At 68.8% G+C, this 15,270-nt stretch carries 15 protein-coding genes and 1 pseudogene; 5 read left to right on the top strand and 11 right to left on the bottom strand.

Annotation, left to right across the window (positions count from 1 at the left end; genetic code table 11):
* Positions 1–208: 208 nt before the first annotated feature.
* Positions 209–598, bottom strand: a complete 390-nt coding sequence (locus tag A9X00_RS05400) for a hypothetical protein (protein ID WP_067150137.1) — start codon at positions 596–598, stop codon at positions 209–211.
* Between the two features lie 210 nt (positions 599–808).
* Between A9X00_RS05400 and A9X00_RS05395 the strand changes: the two genes are divergently transcribed.
* Entirely contained in the window at positions 809–1,513 is a 705-nt protein-coding gene (locus A9X00_RS05395; protein ID WP_067150135.1) for a PadR family transcriptional regulator, read from the top strand.
* Positions 1,514–1,599: 86 nt separating this feature from the next.
* On the opposite strand, the gene glpK is transcribed toward A9X00_RS05395, so the two are convergent.
* Positions 1,600–3,126 carry a glycerol kinase GlpK gene (gene glpK, locus A9X00_RS05390; RefSeq protein WP_067150132.1) on the bottom strand — a complete coding sequence of 509 codons (1,527 nt, stop codon included), beginning with the start codon at positions 3,124–3,126 and terminating at the stop codon, positions 1,600–1,602.
* Positions 3,127–3,250: 124 nt separating this feature from the next.
* On the opposite strand from glpK, the gene A9X00_RS05385 reads away from it, so the two are divergent.
* Positions 3,251–4,723, top strand: coding sequence for a glutamate--cysteine ligase (locus A9X00_RS05385; protein WP_067150129.1), 1,473 nt, complete (start codon positions 3,251–3,253; stop codon positions 4,721–4,723).
* A gap of 7 nt (positions 4,724–4,730) precedes the next feature.
* A complete protein-coding gene (locus tag A9X00_RS05380; protein ID WP_067150125.1) occupies positions 4,731–5,408 on the top strand; it encodes a class I SAM-dependent methyltransferase in 678 nt (225 codons plus the stop codon).
* A gap of 18 nt (positions 5,409–5,426) precedes the next feature.
* Here A9X00_RS05380 and A9X00_RS30550 read toward each other — a convergent pair whose 3' ends face one another.
* The 9 genes from A9X00_RS30550 to A9X00_RS05335 form a co-directional block, all read right to left on the bottom strand.
* A complete protein-coding gene (locus A9X00_RS30550; protein WP_232006679.1) occupies positions 5,427–6,809 on the bottom strand; it encodes a PE family protein in 1,383 nt (460 codons plus the stop codon).
* A 248-nt stretch (positions 6,810–7,057) separates the two neighbouring features.
* Entirely contained in the window at positions 7,058–8,200 is a 1,143-nt protein-coding gene (gene egtE, locus A9X00_RS05370) for an ergothioneine biosynthesis PLP-dependent enzyme EgtE (protein ID WP_067150119.1), read from the bottom strand.
* Entirely contained in the window at positions 8,197–9,162 is a 966-nt protein-coding gene (gene egtD / locus A9X00_RS05365) for an L-histidine N(alpha)-methyltransferase (protein ID WP_067150116.1), read from the bottom strand. The genes egtE and egtD overlap by 4 nt, the downstream gene beginning before the upstream one ends.
* On the bottom strand, positions 9,159–9,857 hold the full coding sequence (gene egtC, locus A9X00_RS05360) for an ergothioneine biosynthesis protein EgtC (protein WP_067150113.1): 699 nt from the start codon (positions 9,855–9,857) through the stop codon (positions 9,159–9,161). Before egtC ends, egtD begins: the two co-directional genes overlap by 4 nt.
* Positions 9,857–11,152 (bottom strand): ergothioneine biosynthesis protein EgtB, encoded by a 1,296-nt coding sequence (gene egtB, locus A9X00_RS05355; RefSeq protein ID WP_067150110.1) that lies wholly within the window; start codon positions 11,150–11,152, stop codon positions 9,857–9,859. Before egtB ends, egtC begins: the two co-directional genes overlap by 1 nt.
* On the bottom strand, positions 11,149–12,417 hold the full coding sequence (gene egtA / locus A9X00_RS05350) for an ergothioneine biosynthesis glutamate--cysteine ligase EgtA (RefSeq protein ID WP_067150107.1): 1,269 nt from the start codon (positions 12,415–12,417) through the stop codon (positions 11,149–11,151). Before egtA ends, egtB begins: the two co-directional genes overlap by 4 nt.
* Positions 12,418–12,559: 142 nt before the next feature.
* Positions 12,560–13,207, bottom strand: coding sequence for a sensor domain-containing protein (locus A9X00_RS05345; protein ID WP_156771935.1), 648 nt, complete (start codon positions 13,205–13,207; stop codon positions 12,560–12,562).
* A 259-nt stretch (positions 13,208–13,466) separates the two neighbouring features.
* Positions 13,467–13,901 (bottom strand): hypothetical protein, encoded by a 435-nt coding sequence (locus A9X00_RS05340; protein WP_067150101.1) that lies wholly within the window; start codon positions 13,899–13,901, stop codon positions 13,467–13,469.
* Between the two features lie 128 nt (positions 13,902–14,029).
* Positions 14,030–14,413 (bottom strand): hypothetical protein, encoded by a 384-nt coding sequence (locus A9X00_RS05335; RefSeq protein WP_067150098.1) that lies wholly within the window; start codon positions 14,411–14,413, stop codon positions 14,030–14,032.
* Between the two features lie 291 nt (positions 14,414–14,704).
* Here A9X00_RS05335 and A9X00_RS32690 point away from each other — a divergent pair.
* Positions 14,705–14,926: pseudogene (locus tag A9X00_RS32690) on the top strand (PE family protein); the annotation flags it as partial.
* 90 nt (positions 14,927–15,016) lie between these two features.
* Positions 15,017–15,270, top strand: a 254-nt coding sequence (locus A9X00_RS32685; protein ID WP_369830717.1) for a PGRS repeat-containing protein, incomplete at its 3' end; no start/stop codon positions are given.

Genomic DNA, 15,270 nt, shown 5'->3' with positions numbered 1-15,270 from the left:
AACGACGTCACAGCGCACTCGGCGGGCACCCACCCGTCAGCCGACTGCAACCAACCTCATGACCGGGTACAGCTAGCCGGAGACGGCGCCTTCACCCCTTGAGTGTGAATCGTGGGTTTTGTGTGTGAGCCCTGGGCGGAAGATTCAGCGATTTTCAACCGTGGCGCACCACGCAAAGCCGTCAGTGCACACTCAATACCTGAAACGGCTAGCCGGAGACCGCCGCCGCCATGAGCAGGACGTCGGCGATCAGCAGCGCCCAACCGACCAGCGGAACCGCGATGCCCCCGCGACGCTTTGCGGTGAAGAACGAGACAAGCAGGACGACAAACGCCACCACGGGTGCGCCATAGAACGCGACGCCGAAGTCAATGCCGCCGCGGCCCAGGTTGGGACAACTGCGGTCGGCGCACCCGGCGGTGCTCATCACCGCGCCGAGCGCGAAGAGCATCACGATGGCCGCGGCGGGCACCGTCGCCAGCGCCAACCCCCAATTCACCCACGGCCAAGCCGTCCGACCTCGGGTGTCGTCGCCCCACGTGGGCTCGGTCGCGCTCTGCGTCCCGCCGCCCACCGTCAGGTTGTTGTTAGCGTTCATCCCACAGTTCCTACCCCCCGTTCGGGGGATGCAAACCGCCCGGCGACGGCCGCCCGAGATTCACTTTCCGCAGGTCAAAGCCGTTTCGACGCGCCCGAAGCTCGCTTATCGGAATATCTCGTTGCATCGCGTTAGTTTACGATATATCGTGATATGACGTAGCGCGCGGACGGCGTGTTACCCACAAACCATCGAGAGGAACTACCAACCATGAGTAACCCCTTCACTCCCCCCGAAGGCCCCTTCGCCCGGCCCGGCTTGGGATTCGGCTTCGGCCCCGGCCCGGTCGACCGGCGCGCCCTGCACGACGCCCGGCGTCAGGCCCGGCGCGAATTCCGCGAACACCTCCGTGACCACGCCGGCGACCACTTCGGCCCCGGCTTCGGGCCGGGCTTCGGCCCCGGTTTCGGCCCGGGCTTCGGCTTCGGGTTCGGCCCGGGCGGTCGGCGCGGCGGACGGCGTCGTGGCGGCTCCGGCCGCGGACGCCGCGGCGACGTGCGCGCGGCCATCCTGGCCCTGCTGGCCGAGCGGCCGATGCACGGCTACGAGATGATCCAGCAGATCGCCGAGCGCAGCAACGGGATCTGGCGGCCCAGCCCCGGGTCGGTGTACCCGACGCTGCAGCTGCTCGACGACGAGGGCCTGATCAGCGCGAGCGAAACCGACGGCAGCAAAAAGCTTTTCGAGCTGACCGACGAGGGCCGCGCGGCGGCCGAGAAGATCGAGACCAAGCCGTGGGACGAGATCGCCGAAGGCGCCGACCCGGGCGCGGTCAACCTGCGCGCGGCCATGGGCCAGTTGTTTGGCGCGGTCGCGCAATCCGCGCACACCGCCACCGACGAGCAGCAGCAACGCATCGTCGAGATCATCAACAACGCTCGCCGCGAGGTCTACGGCATCCTCGGCGAGGACTAACCGGTTGCGGCCGCGAGCGTGCGCAAAATGTCAGCCACACCGGCGTGTCGCTGTACAGACACGCACGCTCGCGGCACCAACAAAGGCTAGGATACGTCAACCCAGTCCAGGGTCCGCTGCACCGCCTTGCGCCAACCCGCGTATCCGGCGTCGCGTTGCTCGTCGTCCCAGTTGGGTGTCCAGCGCTTGTCCTCCTGCCAATTCGACCGCAGGTCCGACGGATCGGCCCAGAACCCGACGGCCAGGCCCGCCGCATAGGCGGCGCCGAGCGCGGTCGTCTCGGCGACCACCGGCCGCACCACGTCCACGCCGAGCACGTCGGCCTGGATCTGCATGCACAGGTCGTTGCCGGTGATGCCGCCGTCGACCTTCAACACCTCAAGGCGCACACCGGAATCCGCCTTCATCGCGTCCACCACGTCTCGGCTCTGGTAGCAGATCGCCTCCAGCGTCGCCCGCGCCAGGTGCGCGTTGGTGTTGAACCGCGACAGGCCCACGATCGCGCCGCGGGCGTCGGATCGCCAGTAGGGGGCGAACAACCCGGAGAACGCCGGGACGAAATACACCCCGCCGTTGTCGGGGACCTGACGGGCCAGCGACTCACTCTGCGCCGCGCCGCTGATGATGCCGAGCTGATCACGCAACCACTGCACCGCCGAGCCGGTGACCGCGATCGAACCCTCAAGCGCGTACACGGGTTTGGCGTCGCCGAACTGGTAGCACACCGTGGTCAGCAGGCCGTTGTCCGAGCGCACGATCGTCTCGCCGGTGTTGAGCAGCAGGAAATTGCCGGTGCCGTAGGTGTTTTTCGCCTCGCCCTCGGCCAGGCACACCTGACCGACCATCGCCGCGTGCTGGTCGCCGAGGACCCCCGTGATCGGCACCTCGCCGCCGAGCGGCCCGGTGTCCAGCGTCACCCCGTAGGGCTCTCGCGGCGAGGACGACGCGATCGCCGGCAGCATCGCGCGCGGGATGGAAAAGAACGACAACAGCTCGTCGTCCCAGTCCAGCGTTTCCAGGTTCATCAGCATGGTCCGGCTCGCGTTCGTCACGTCGGTGACGTGCGCGCCGCCCCGCGGGCCCCCGGTGAGGTTCCACAACACCCAGGCGTCTGCGGTGCCGAAAAGGGCGTCACCGCTCTCGGCGGCCTCGCGGACCCCGTCGACGTTTTCCAGGATCCATTGCAGCTTGCCGCCGGAGAAATAGGTCGCCGGCGGCAGGCCGGCCTTACGGCGAATCACGTCCCCGCGACCGTCGCGGTCCAGCGCGGACGCGATCCGGTCGGTGCGGGTGTCCTGCCAGACGATCGCGTTGTAGTAAGGCCGGCCGGTCCGCTTGTTCCATACCAGCGTGGTTTCGCGTTGATTGGTAATCCCCAGGGCCGCCAAGTGTTTCGGCGAGAGGTTGGCCCGGTTCAACACGGACGTCAGCACCGACGACGTGCGCTCCCAGATCTCCACCGGGTCGTGCTCGACCCAGCCCGCGCTGGGCAGGATCTGCTCGTGCTCGAGCTGGTGGCGGGCCACTTCGGCGCCGTCGTGATCGAAGATCATGCAGCGGGTGCTGGTGGTGCCCTGATCGATTGCGGCTACGAATTCAGCGGACTCGGCCAACTAGCTCTCCTCCACCCGTGATTGACACCTGTACGTCCATCATGGTCTACCCACCCGACCCGCGTCAGCACTGGTCAGCCTGTCGCCCTTGCGCTGCCGCCGGTAAACCTGTTGCATCGGCGTTGTGGGCGAAGAGGTCAAGCGCACCACGTATGACCGCGCGCAACGCTCGGAATACCGGCGCAAGGTGCGGTTGTGCCTGAACGTCTTCGAGACGATGCTCGCCCAGTCGCGCTTCGATGCCGACCGGCCGCTCACCGGCATGGAGATCGAGTGCAACCTCGTCGACGCCGACTATCAGCCCGCAATGTCGAACCGGTCCGTGCTCGAGGCCATAGGCGACCCGGCCTTCCAGACCGAATTGGGCGCCTACAACATCGAATTCAACGTGCCGCCCCGCCCGCTGCCCGGACACACGGGCCTGGATCTCGAGGCCGAGGTGCGGGCCAGCCTCAATGACGCCGAGGCCAAGGCCAACTCGGGCGGGGCGCACATCGTGATGATCGGCATCCTGCCCACCCTGATGCCCGAGCACCTCGACCAGGACTGGATGAGCGAGTCGACGCGCTATGCAGCCCTCAACGATTCGATCTTTTCCGCCCGCGGCGAGGACATCCCGATCGACATCTCCGGTCCAGAGCCGCTGAGCTGGAACGCCGCCACCATCGCACCCGAATCCGCTTGCACCAGCATGCAATTGCACCTGCAGCTCGCGCCGGCGGAGTTCGCCGCCAACTGGAACGCGGCCGAGATCCTCGCTGGCCCGCAATTGGCGCTGGGTGCCAACTCCCCGTACTTCTTCGGCCACCAGCTGTGGTCGGAAACGCGGATCGAGGTGTTCACGCAATCCACCGACACGCGGACCGAGGAGCTCAAGGCCCAGGGCGTGCGGCCACGGGTGTGGTTCGGCGAGCGGTGGATCACCTCCGTGCTCGACCTGTTCGGAGAGAACATCCAATACTTTCCGTCGCTGCTGCCCGAGGTGTCCGACGAAGACCCGGTCGCCGAGCTCGCCGCCGGGCGCACCCCGCAGCTGCCCGAACTGCGCCTGCACAACGGCACCGTGTACCGCTGGAACCGGCCCGTGTACGACGTGGTCGACGGGCGCGCGCATCTGCGGCTGGAGAACCGGGTGTTGCCGGCCGGGCCGACCGTCATCGACATGCTGGCCAATTCCGCCTTCTATTACGGCGTGCTGCGCAGCCTGTCCGAAGACGAGGATCCGCTCTGGAACCGGATGGGTTTCCTTGTGGCACGGGAGAATTTCCTCGAGGCGGCCCGCCACGGCATCGACGCCCGGTTGCTCTGGCCCGGTAGGGGCAAGGTGACGGCGCGGGAGCTGGTGCTCGACACCTTGCTGCCGATCGCCGACGACGGACTGCGCCGCTGGGGCGTCGACGCCGAGGTACGCGACCGCTTCCTGGGTGTCATCGAGGGCCGCGCCCGGGCCGGCCGCAACGGCGCGAGCTGGCAGGTCTCCACCGTGCGTACGCTGGAAGACGGCGGCATGAGCCGGCCCGCCGCGCTCGCCGAGATGCTGCGGCGGTACTGCGAACACATGCACAGCAACGAGCCCGTGCACACCTGGGATCGATAGGGGGACCATGTCATCCGAAATCATCGATTGGGACGGTGCCTACCGCGAGGAGGGCGAATTCCAGGGCCCACCCCCGTGGAACATCGGTGAGCCGCAGCCGGAGTTGGCGGCGCTGATCGCCGCCGGCAAGTTTCGCAGCGACGTGCTCGACGCCGGGTGCGGGGTCGCCGAGCTGTCGCTGGCCCTGGCCGCGCAGGGCTACACCGTGGTCGGCATCGACATCACGCCGACGGCCGTCGCCGCCGCCACCAAGGCGGCCGCCGAGCGCGGCCTGACCACGGCCAGCTTCGTGCAGGCCGACATCACGTCGTTCACCGGTTATGACGGACGCTTCTCGACGATCGCGGACTCGACGTTGTTCCACTCGCTGCCAGTCGAGGGCCGCGACGGTTACCTGCGCTCGATCCACCGCGCGGCGGCGCCCGGCGCCAACTATTTCGTGCTGGTGTTCGCCAAGGGCGCGTTCCCCGCCGCGATGGAGCCCAAGCCCAACGAGGTCGACGAGGACGAGTTGCGCGCCGCGGTTAGCAAATACTGGGAGATCGATGAGATCCGGCCCGCCTTCATCCACGCGAACATCCCGCCGCTGGACAACGCGCCGTTCGAATTCCCACCGCACGACCGCGACGAGAAGGGCCGGATGAAGATGCCGGCCTTCCTGCTGTCGGCGCACAAGGTCAGCTGAGACCTACGGCGCCACGCCTTAGGGGCCGGTGCCCAGCAGGCTGGCCGCCACGTCGTTGACGATCGAAAGGAAGTTGCCCGCGTCGATGGTCAGCCCGTTCGGCCAGGTGGGGATGGGCGGGATCGTGAACTGATATTGCTGCACGGGCGCCAGGGTGATGTTGGGGACGTCGACCTCGGGCAGGTTGAAGCCGCCGACGCCGACGGGCGGGATGGTCAGCTGCTGCGTGGCGAACCCCGGCCAGCTGACCTGCGGCAGCGTGAAGCCACCGACACCGATCGGCGGGATGGTCAGCTGGGCCGTCGAGAAAGCCGGCCAGCTGACCTGCGGCAGGGTGAACCCGCCGACAGAGATGGGCGGAATGGTGATCGACGGGATGGAGAACCCGGAGAGGCCGATCGACGGGAATATGTAATCGCCGCCGCTCGGGTTGCTGACGCTCAGGATCGGCAGGGTCAGGGTACCGATTTGAATACTGGGGATACCGAATTGGGAAATAAACCCTTGCGTGTTGAAGCCGAGTGACGGCGCGTTGATATCGAACGACTCAAGGTTGATGTCATAGTCTGGGAAGAGGACGTTACCGGTGTGCAAGTGGACCACCGTCTGGCCCCCACCCGGAACGCTGATATCCGGGAACTGTATCTGCGGAAGGTCGATTCGGGGAACCGTTATCGATGGCAGGCTCCAGCTCGAAACCTGGATCAGCGGCGTTTGGAACGGCGGTATCGTCACCGCGGGCAGGTTGATCGGCGGCACCGTGATGGCGGGGGTCGTTATCTGCGGCAGGTCGAACGCCCCGACGGTGATGTTGGCGGGCGTCGTCCCGCCCGGGATGTTGATGGACGGTATCGACAGCTGCGGCAGGTTGAACGGACTGACCGTGAGATTCGCAAGCGTGGCGCCGGCCGGAATGTTTACGGGCGGAATGGTGATCTGGGGCAGATTGAACGGGGCGACGCTTATCGGGGGCACGTGCACCGCCGGCAGCATGAACCCCGGTGTGCTGATCGTGAATTGAATGCCACCGGTGCCGATATTGATGTCGAGCAGGCCGTTGAAAAGGTTGAAGGTTCGGTAGGTCGCGGCGGGTACGGCCGCGGAAACAGCTGCAGGGGCCGCTAGCCCCGCGTTAGCCGCCTCGGCGCTGACATAGGCCGCCGCGCCGGCTTTCAACAGGCTTTCGAATTCTGCCTGGAATGCCCGTGCCTGGGCGTTGAGAGCTTGGAACTGCTGGCCGGCGCTGCCGAAGAGGGCCGCGATCGCGCTCGATACCTCGTCCCCGGCTGCCGTCGCGATCCCCGTGGTGGGGCCCCCGAGCGCGGCGGCCTGCGTCAGCGAGGCACGAATGCCTGCCAGGTCCTGGGCTGCAACCTGCACCGCTTCCGGCGCGGTGACCACGTACGACATGTCGATCTCCTTTCACGCACGCCGCAAACCGGTGACCAAGCTGAATGACGCTGCGACCGTGGAGAAATTCATCCCGCACCCCTTCACACCGGCTCCATTGCCGAGCGGCGACTCGCTTCCCGAAGAGTGATCCGCCGCCTGCTACTGAAGCCAAAAGCTACCCCACACGTGCCTAATAACAACAGGCCTTTTCATACTTTCGGTCAAATTCAAAGGCGAAATTGACGAGTCCGGTATTTTTAGCCGGTCGCCGCGGTCGCCGCGATCAGCGCCTCGGCGAAGGTCTCCAGGTCCTCGGCGGTGGTGTCCACGTGGGGCGAGATCCGCAGCACCGGGCCGGTGAGCTCGTGCGGCGCGCGCACCACCCCGGCGTAGGTCGTCACAATGCGTCGCTCGGCGAGCAGCCAAGCCCGCACCGCCTCGGGATCGGCGCCGCCGACGGGGGCCAGCGTCGTGATGGCGCTGAGCTCCTCGGCGTCTTCGACCACCAGCCACCCGTCGACGTCGGTCAACAGGGTCCGGGCGATCCCGCCGAGCTCGGCCAACCGGGCACGGACCGACTCCGGTCCGGATGCCAGATGCTCTCCCACTGCGACCGAAAAGCCCACCCGCGCGGCGACATTGGCTTCGCCGAAGCTGAGTTGTTGGGCCACCGAGAGACCCGACGCCCAACGCGGCGCCGGCAGGCGCGGCGCCAGTCGCCCCATCAGCTTGGGCCGCAGTGCCAGTACACCGACGCCGCGCGGTCCGGCGATCCACTTACGCGACGACGAATACGCTGCGTCGGCGCCCACCGCGCAGTCGATGTGGCCCAACGCCTGGGCGGCGTCGACGACCAGCGGCAGGCTCAGTTCGCGGCAGAGCTTGGCCACCATGGCGAGTGGTTGCACCACGCCCCGGTGGCTGGCCATCGGCGTGAGATGCACCAAATCCGTTGGTTCGCTTTCGAGTTCGAACGCCGCCTCGTCAAGCGCCAGCCTGCCGTCGTCGAGGGTCGGCAGCGTCCGCACCTCGAACCCGTGGGCGGCCATCACGGCCAGGTTGGGGCCGTACTCGCCGGGCAGGCAGGCCAGCGTGCGCCGCTCGGCCGGCCAAGCGCCCAGCAACAGGTCCAGCGCGTGCAGTGAGCCGGTGGTGAACACCACCTCGGCGTCGGGCGCGCCGAACAGCGTCGCGACCGCCGCCCGGCCCGCCTCGAGTACCGGGGCGGCCGCCTCGGCCGCGACGTACCCGCCGACCTCCGACTCGTGCAGCGCGTGCTTGGCGGCGGCGTCCATGGCGGCGAAACTCTGGCGCGAGCAGGCGGCGCTGTCCAGGTGCAGCCCGGCGAAGGGCGGGCGGGCCGCCCGCCACTGCTCGGCCAGCGAACCGCCGCGGCTCACTTAACGGCCAACGACAGCCCGAAGTCGCCGGCGTCGTCGGTCCACCATCGAATGCGCCGCAATCCGGCGCGGGCCAACTCAGCGCTCACCCCGTCCGGGCGGAACTTGCACGACACCTCGGTGAGCATTTCCTCGCCGTCGGCGAAATCGACGGTCAATCCCAGCGCGCCGACCCGCACCCGCTGGCTCCCGCCGGACCGCAACCACATCTCGATGCGCTCCTCGTCGGTGTTCCACCGCGCGACGTGCTGGTAGGCCTCGACGTCGAAGTCGGCGTCGAGTTGGCGGTTGATCACGGCGAGCACGTTGCGGTTGAACCGGGCCGTCACGCCGGCGGCGTCGTCGTAGGCGCGCACCAGCCGGTCGGCGTCCTTGACCAGGTCGGTGCCCAGCAGCAGGCTGTCCCCCGGCTCCATCACGCCGGCCAGCGTCGCGAGGAACTGCGCGCGCGGCTCGGGCGTGAGATTGCCGATCGTCGACCCCAAGAACACGAACAGCCGCCGCCCGCCGTCGGGAATCTCGGTCAGGTGCTCCTCGAAATCCCCACAGACAGCGCTGATTTCGACGCCGGGGTACTCACGCTGGATCGCGGTCGCGGTCGCTGGCGCCACGCCGGCGTCGACGTCGAACGGCACGAATCCGCGCAGCGAGCCTCGGTCGCGCAGCGCGTCCAGCAGCCGCCGGGTCTTCTCCGACGTGCCGGCACCCAGTTCGACGAGCGTGTCGGCCTCGCTGGCGGACGCGACCTCGGCCGATCGGGCGCGGAGGATCTCAGCCTCGGCGCGGGTCGGGTAGTACTCGGGCAGCCGGGTGATCTGGTCGAACAGGTCGCTGCCCACCGAATCATAAAACCACTTGGGCGGCAACGACTTCGGTGTCTGCTGCAGGCCGTCGAGGACGTCGCGACGCAATGCGTGATACGCCGAGTCGGCGGCGAGGTGATTGGACAGCGTCAGCGTCATCGAGATCCTTTCGAGTTGAGCGGGGTCAGCTGGATCCCCGCCGAGGTGACCTCCACCAGGTGACGGTCCGGCACGTCTTCCCAGTCGGGCGCGTCGTCGTACGGTTCGCTGGCCAGCACCACGCCGTCGGCGCGACGCAGGATGAACAGCGTGTCGCCCCAGGCGGTCGCCAGCAGCCGAGAACCGTTGGCGGCCAACACATTCAGCCGAGCCAATGGGTCGGCCGCGCCGATTTCGGTGATGGTGTCGGCAAGAGCGTCCAGCCCGCGCTCGAAGATGGTGGCCGCGAGTACGGCGCTGTCACAGGCGGATTCGGCCGACGAGGTGAGGGGCAGCACCGTGCGGTCGACGATGCCGTTGTGCGACAACAACCATCGGCCGTCGGTGAACGGCGCCGTCGCGCTGGCCTCGATCGGCATGCCGACGGTCGCCGAGCGCACCGCGGCCACGACGCAGTGGCTGTGCAGCGCGGGCGCGATCGAGTCGAACGACGCGTCGGCCCACAACGGCGCCGGGCTGCGCCAGCGGCGCGGCGTGTCACCGTCGAAAAACCCGACGCCCCAACCGTCGGCGTTCATCAGGCCGTGCTTCTGGCGGCGGGGGGCATACGACTGCACCCGCAGCCCACACGGCGGGTCGAGCACCAGCGACGAGACGCTCACGTCGGCGCCGAGCCAGCCCAGGTGGCGGCACATCAGTCCGTCACGTCCCAGGCCAGCCGGACACCGGAGAAGATCTGACGCCGCATCGGGTGGTCCCAGTTGCGGAAGCTGGGCCGCACGATCCCCGGCTCCACGGCCCACGAGCCGCCGCGCAGCACCCGGTAGTCGCCGTCGAAGAACGGGCTCGAATAGCGCTCGTAGATCATCGGGACGAACCCGGGCCACGGCCGCAGCGGCGAGGCGGTCCACTCCCAGACGTCGCCCAGCATCTGCTCGACGCCGTAGGCCGAGGCGCCCGCGGGGTATGCGCCGACGGGCGCGGGCCGCAGCGCGGCGCCGCCCAGGTTGGCAACGGCCTCCGACGGCTCCCGCTCGCCCCAGGGGTAGCGGCGCCGGGCGCCGGTCGCCGGATCCCACGCGCAGGCCTTTTCCCACTCGATCTCGGTGGGCAGCCGGGCGCCGGCCCAGGCCGCGTAGGCCTCGGCCTCGAAATAGGTGACGTGCTGCACCGGTTCGTCGCCGGGGATGTCCTCGATGTAGCCGAACCGGGCTCGGGTTCGGCCGTCGGGACCCCAGAACTGCGGCGCGGTCAGGCCCGCGGCCTGGCGATGCTGCCAGCCCCGCTCGGACCACCACCGCGGCTGGTCGTAGCCGCCGTCGTCGATGAACGATCGCCACTCGTCGTTGGTGACCGGAACCCGGCCGATCCGGAAGGCCGGCACGTCGACGACGTGTGCGGGGCGCTCGTTGTCGAGTGAGTACGGCTCGCTCGCGGCGTCCACACCCAGCACGAACGGGCCGCCGGGGATCAGCACCGACGTTCCCGCCAGCCCCGGCCGGCCCGCGGGCAGCGCGGATCCGTCGCGCAGCAGCGGCGCGCCGGTACGCAGGTTGAGCGCCTGCAACATAGTTTCGTCGTGCTGGTTTTCGTGGCTGACCACCATCCCGAAGGCGAACGCAGCCTCTTCCCCGGCGGGGTCATCCGGCAGGGCGTCCAGGGCGTCCAGCGCGGCGGAGCGCACGGTCTGGCAATAGGACCGCGCGCGCTCGGGCGAAAGCAGCGGCAACTCGACGCGACTGGCCCGGGAGTGTTCGAAGGCGTCGTAGAGGCCCTCGACGGCCGGCGGCAGGATGCCCGGCCGGGACGGATCGCCGCCGCGCAGCAACCAGAACTCCTCCTGCTGGCCGATGTGCGCGAGGTCCCACACCAGCGGGCTCATCAACGGATCGAACTGCCGCCACAGCTCAGCGTCGTCGAACTCGACCAGCCGCAGCGTGCGCGCCCGCGCCCGCGCCAAATCGTCGGCGAGCCTTTCCCGAGAAGTCACGCGCCCCCTTGCGGCCAGCGCGCGGCCCTCGAGACCGTGGCCTCGAGGCCGTGCTCGATCACCTCGTCGGAGAAGTCGTCGCCGGGACATCGGCCCCGCTCGACTCCGCTGACCAACAGCTGCATCGCCTCGGTCAGCTCCGCCGGCGCCCGCTCGGCGGCGACGGCCACGCACTTGTTGGCCGCCTCGTACAGCCGCCGGTCGCGCAGGCCGACCCGGGCGGCGGTGTCCCAGGCGGTAGCGACCGGTTCGACGGCCTCGGCCGCGATGTCGGCGGCCACCGGGTCGTCGAGCAGCGCCACCAGGGTGAACACCACGGCGGGCCACAGGGCGTCCGGCACGCTGTCGAGGTAGCGGATCTCCAGCCACTGCCTCGGCCGGACCGGCGGGAACAGCGTGGTCAGGTGGTATTCCAGGTCGGCGATCGTCGGGCGCCGGTCACCGAGCAACGCCCGGCCGTCCACCCAATCGGCGAAGGGCACCCACTGCGTGACGGCGGTGGCCTCGGGGTTATGCACCAGCATCACCGGGGCCTTGAGCGCATAGCGCGCCCAGTCGGTGCCCGGGTCGTCGCCGCTGGCCCCGAGGATCGGCCCGCACCGTGCCGAGTCCATGTCGCCCCACACCCGCTGCCGGGTGGAGACCCAGCCGGTGAACTCGCCGCCCAGCATCGGGGAGTTGGCGGCGATGGCGATCATCGTGGGGCCCAGGGCGTGCGCCAGCCGGACCCGCGCCGCCCAGCCGTCCCGCGGCCCGGCGTCGACGTTGACCTGGATCGAAGCGGTGGACGTCATCATCGCCGCGCCGGCCTCGCCGGAGCGGCTGGAGCGGAAGAACTGCTCCATCGCCTGGTAACGCGCGCCGGGGTTGATGCGCTTCGGTGGCCGCAACGGATCCGCGCCGAGGAACACCAGACCCAGCCCGGCGTCGGCGAAGGCCGACCGCAGCACGGCCTGGTCCCGGTTCATCGCGTCGATGGAGGCCAGCACCCCGTCGGCGGGCAGCCCGGACAGTTCGACGGCGCCGCCGGGCTCCACCGTGACGGCGCTGCCGCCCGGCAGGCTGGGCAGCTGCTCGAGCACGGCGGCGATCTCACCCCAGCCGGGCCTGCGATGCGGGTCGGCCGGGTCGTGGCAATGCCCTTCCAGCTCGAGACCGATGCGCCGCACGGGTGCGTCGGTCAGGCAGGTCTGGGCGATGTACGTGGCGGCGGACGAGGAGTCGACCATCTCGGCTTGAGCGGTGCTGACCGGGGCGAACGTCATATCACGATCCCTCCAGCATGCGCCGCTTGTTGCGTAGTCAACGGAAATTCCAACGCCACTACTTCATCTTGCAGATCGCACCGACATATTCCCGTCTTGTCGGACTTTCCCGCGACGAACCACCCGAGTATCCGGACCCACGCTACTGACCCAGCGCGTTCTGCATGGCCCCGGCCAGCACGTTGACCGCGGGTCCCGCGTTGCCAGATTGGCAGACTTTGGCCTGCAACAACACGTTTTCACGCAGCCTGGTTTGATCGAAGCAGCGACGGTCGGTGCCCGCTTCCTGCTTCGTCCAGTTCGCGTCGGCGCCCGTCGCCGGGCCGCCGTCGAACGACCACACCTGGGTGACGCCGTTGTCCAGATGCATCGTCGTGGTCTGGCCCGAACAGCCGACGGTCCGGTCCACCACCCGATGAAAGGCCCGGGCCGCGGCGTCGCCGGTGGCGAACACACCGACGGCCTGCTTGACGAAGTGGGTCTGGTCGTTGGCCGACGTCTGGGTGGTTGCCCCGTTGAACGACGCCAGGTCCGGATCGTCGAAGACCTCGGGCAGCCCGATGTCGGCCCAGTTGTTGCACACCGGCAGGTCGACCGAATAGCCCTGGAACGGCTGCGTGAACACCGACTCCCAGCCCATCGGTCCGCCGACGATGTTGCCGACCGATCCCTTCGGCAGCACCGCGTAATTCACCACCCCCGGCTCCGACGGGTGAGCGGCCGCGACCGGGGCACCCAACGCTCCCCCGACCGCCACACCGATGATCATCACCGCCGCGCGGCTGCGCATGGTCATGGGTTTCGATCATGCCAGGGCGGCCGCAGGGTGGCGAACACCGATTATCGAGCCCGGATCCCTGGCCGCCCTTGCCGCCGGGATCGCGGTCGACGTCGCGCTCGCTTCTACGTCGAATGGCGTTGTGCGCCACCCTATCCCGGGGACAGGACTGGAGGTCTTCGCGTAACCCTAGTCAGCGCAACGACTTTCGGTGCGATGGGCCCGTAAGAGCGCTCGACGAGGCTTCTCTGTAATGGTTCAAGAAAAGTGCCTAGGGGCGCGGATTGCCCGGGGCGTTCGGCGCCGGCGCCGGCGGGCTGGGCGTCGCCGTCTGGCTCGGGCCGCCCGGACCAAATCCCGGCGGCGGACCGAAGGGACCACCCGGACCGTAACCCGGCGGCGGACCCCACGGACCAGCGCCCGGGCCCCATGGCCCGCCGTACTGCCACGGCCCACCGCCGGGACCGCCGGGACCGCCGGGACCGTACATCATGCCGTGATGGTGCTTGTAGTGATGCCAGTGATGGCTGATCCCCACGACCATCGCACCGGCGAAGAAGACGGTCGAGAGGATGAAGACGATCCCGGCGACGATCACCACCCACGCGGCGGCCACATACACCCGGGGGGGCTTGACCGTCGCGTACGGAGGCGGTGCCGCGGCGACGGACGTCGGTTGCGTTGACGGTTCAGGCGTTTCGGTCATGCCTTGAATACTGCCCCTGCCGCCAAGCGCGATAACAGGTTCGAGACACAAATGTTGCTGTGAATCGAAAGGCCCGGCGCTCAAACGAGCGCCGGGCCACTGGAGGTGGGTTCAACGACCCGTCGGGACTACGGCGTCCGGGACGGGGCGACCGACGACGGAATCTGGCTGGGTCCCGGGGCGCCGGGGGTTGCCGAAGCCGGTCCACCGCCCTGGATCGCCGAGGGTGGTCCGGCCGGTCCACCGGGGCCGCCCGGGCCGCCGGGGCCGAAGCGGTGCGGATGCATGAACGCCGCGTGGTGCTTGTGGTGATGCATGCCGCCGTGGCCGTGCCCAAGCGCCATTCCGGTGAAGAAGATCACCGAGATGATGAACACGACTCCGGCGACGATGGCAACCCATGCCGCGGCAAGGAAGACCCGGGGGGTCCGGTACAGCACCGGCGCTGCCGCCGGCGCGGGTTCAGTTGCGGTAGCGGTCCGCACAGTTGGGGTTTCAGATGTTTCACTCATGAGACAAATGATGCGTGCGTTAAGAGTAGTTGTGGCTATGCGCTAGTTAAGTAGCAGCTATGAGCTGAAACCCCGCCTCACCTGGCAAAATCGCCCGGCTGCTTCGCTACGTGGCCGCCCACGACGCTCGACCGATCTCGGAGCTGGTGACGTGCCGAATCGTCGGGAAAACCGCAGATCCGGCCGGCGCCGGGTTACGGTGGGCCAGTCCTCATCACCCTCCATCGGCTCGTGCAGCGAGCGAAGGTGCGGGACGTTCCTTGTCTGTCGCGACCTTGTGGGAGGTGCGGGATGTCTTTTGTGATCGCAGTGCCGGAAATGATGGCGTCGGCGGCTTCGGATGTGGCCGAAATCGGGGCGACGATCGGCGAGGCCAGGGCGGCGGCCGTGGCTCCGACCACCGGGGTGCTCGCCGCCGCCGGTGACGAGGTGTCGGCGGCGATCGCGTCGCTGTTTTCCAGTCACGCGCAGGAGTTTCAGGCGGTCAGCGATCAGGCGGCGGCGTTCCACAACCAGTTCGCGGAGGCGTTGGCCGGCGCGGGTGGGTTGTATGCCAGCGCAGAGGCGGCCAACGCCTCGCCATTGGAAATCGTGCTGGGCGCGATCAATACGCCGTTCCTGACGTTCCTGGGCCGCCCGCTGATCGGCAATGGCGCCAACGGCGCCGCCGGGACCGGGGCCCCCGGCGGGGCCGGCGGGATCTTGTTCGGCAGCGGCGGAAACGGCGGGTCCGGCTCCCCGGGACACGACGGCGGCGCGGGCGGGGCGGCCGGGCTGATGGGTGCCGGCGGTGCCGGGGGCGCGGGCGGCTTTGCGACCGCCGGAACCGCGGGCACCGGCGGTGCCGGCGGCGCCGG

Source organism: Mycobacterium sp. 1245805.9 (genome assembly GCF_001672915.1).
Classification (GTDB): domain Bacteria; phylum Actinomycetota; class Actinomycetes; order Mycobacteriales; family Mycobacteriaceae; genus Mycobacterium.
The sequence above is the reverse complement of the archived record's forward strand: the minus strand, read 5'-3'. Positions and strand labels throughout refer to the sequence as shown.

What these genes read in the sequence shown, in the direction of transcription:
- A9X00_RS05395 (WP_067150135.1), top strand. Translation starts at nt 809, where the DNA reads ATGAGTAACCCCTTCACTCCCCCCGAAGGCCCCTTCGCCCGGCCCGGC.
- egtC (WP_067150113.1), bottom strand. Translation starts at nt 9,857, where the DNA reads ATGTGCCGCCACCTGGGCTGGCTCGGCGCCGACGTGAGCGTCTCGTCG.
- A9X00_RS05400 (WP_067150137.1), bottom strand. Translation starts at nt 598, where the DNA reads ATGAACGCTAACAACAACCTGACGGTGGGCGGCGGGACGCAGAGCGCG.
- A9X00_RS05380 (WP_067150125.1), top strand. Translation starts at nt 4,731, where the DNA reads ATGTCATCCGAAATCATCGATTGGGACGGTGCCTACCGCGAGGAGGGC.
- egtA (WP_067150107.1), bottom strand. Translation starts at nt 12,417, where the DNA reads ATGACGTTCGCCCCGGTCAGCACCGCTCAAGCCGAGATGGTCGACTCC.
- A9X00_RS05340 (WP_067150101.1), bottom strand. Translation starts at nt 13,901, where the DNA reads ATGACCGAAACGCCTGAACCGTCAACGCAACCGACGTCCGTCGCCGCG.
- A9X00_RS05335 (WP_067150098.1), bottom strand. Translation starts at nt 14,413, where the DNA reads ATGAGTGAAACATCTGAAACCCCAACTGTGCGGACCGCTACCGCAACT.
- A9X00_RS05345 (WP_156771935.1), bottom strand. Translation starts at nt 13,207, where the DNA reads ATGCGCAGCCGCGCGGCGGTGATGATCATCGGTGTGGCGGTCGGGGGA.
- egtD (WP_067150116.1), bottom strand. Translation starts at nt 9,162, where the DNA reads ATGACGCTGACGCTGTCCAATCACCTCGCCGCCGACTCGGCGTATCAC.